Source organism: Thalassospira sp. UBA848 (assembly GCF_002295455.1).
Taxonomy (GTDB): domain Bacteria; phylum Pseudomonadota; class Alphaproteobacteria; order Rhodospirillales; family Thalassospiraceae; genus Thalassospira.
Genome location: NZ_DBGS01000063.1, coordinates 40,465 through 41,053, shown reverse-complemented (window position 1 = coordinate 41,053; position 589 = coordinate 40,465). Strand labels below are relative to the sequence as shown.

The 589-nt window shown below is 55.3% G+C and carries 1 protein-coding gene; it reads left to right on the top strand.

Translation table 11 applies throughout. The features are described from left to right. On the top strand, nt 1-589 hold a 589-nt coding region (locus B2R48_RS08575; protein WP_296999391.1), incomplete at both ends, for a pyridoxal-phosphate dependent enzyme.

Below are 589 nucleotides of genomic sequence, written 5' to 3'. Positions count from 1 at the left end.
CCGACAATTCAGTGGCCGCTGCTTGATCGTGCGACCGGATTGTCCCTGTATGTGAAGCACGAAAACCATACCCGACTGGGTGCGTTCAAAATCCGGGGCGGGCTGACCTTTTGCCGTTACCTTGGAAGTTCGATTGATGTGAACCGGGGTATCATTTCGGCGACACGGGGCAATCATGGTCAAAGCCTTGCTCATGCGGCCAGCCGTTTCGGAATGCCTGCAACCATTATTGTCCCACATGGCAATTCAGTTGAAAAAAATGCCGCCATGCGTGCTTGGGGAGCCGAGGTGATCGAACACGGTCACGACTTTCAGGAAGCGGCCGAGTACGCCAAGACGCTCGCGGCCAGTGAAGACCTTGTTATGGTACCACCATTCCATCGGGAACTTGTTCGCGGTGTGGCATCCTATGGCCTGGAGCTTTTTGACGATATCGCTGGGCTCGATCGTGTTTATGTACCGGTTGGTATGGGGTCAGGGATTTGTTCGTTGATTACCGTACGGGATGCTTTGGGCCTCAAAACCGAAATCATCGGCGTGGTCGCAACTGGCGCGGATGCCATTCGCCAGTCATTCATGGCGGGGGGGC